The following is a 526-nucleotide window of genomic DNA, read 5'->3' on the forward strand; positions in this document are numbered from 1 at the left end:
GGTCCACATCGTCGAAGCCCGGGACCGCATCGGCGGCCGGACCTGGCTGGACCTCCGGCTGGGGCGCGACCTGGAGATCGGCGGCACGTGGGTCCACTGGACCCAGCCGTACGTCTGGGCGGAGTTGAAGCGTTATGGCATCGGTACCGTCGCCAGCCCCGAGCCGCAGCGCGCATACTGGTGGGCCAACGGCGGCCGCCGGGAAGGTGACCCCGGAGCCTTGCTTGAGATGATCGGCCAGCACAACGGCGAATTCACCAAGGAGTCCCGGACCTACTTCCCCGAACCGTTCAGGCCGTTGGCCACGGATGCCTTCAAGGGCATCGACCACATCCCGGTGCAGGACCGGATCCGGGAACAGTTTCCCGCCGGCGACGCCCGGGACATCCTCGAATCCTTCTGGACCTTGAACTTCAACGGCCCCCTGGAGGACGCGGCACTGACCCAGGCCCTCCGCTGGGTGGCCCTGACCAACGGTGACTGGACCGTCAACTTCGAAGCCTGCGCCACGTACAAGATCCAGGGC

Annotated in this window: 1 protein-coding gene; it reads left to right on the forward strand. The window is 67.1% G+C overall.

Going from position 1 to position 526, the window contains the following annotated elements; genetic code table 11:
- A partial coding sequence (locus tag AC1DKD_RS41925; protein ID WP_477144822.1) for an FAD-dependent oxidoreductase occupies positions 1-526 on the forward strand: 526 nt, incomplete at both ends.

The sequence above is a fragment of the Cupriavidus sp. 05T313 genome (assembly GCF_056396665.1).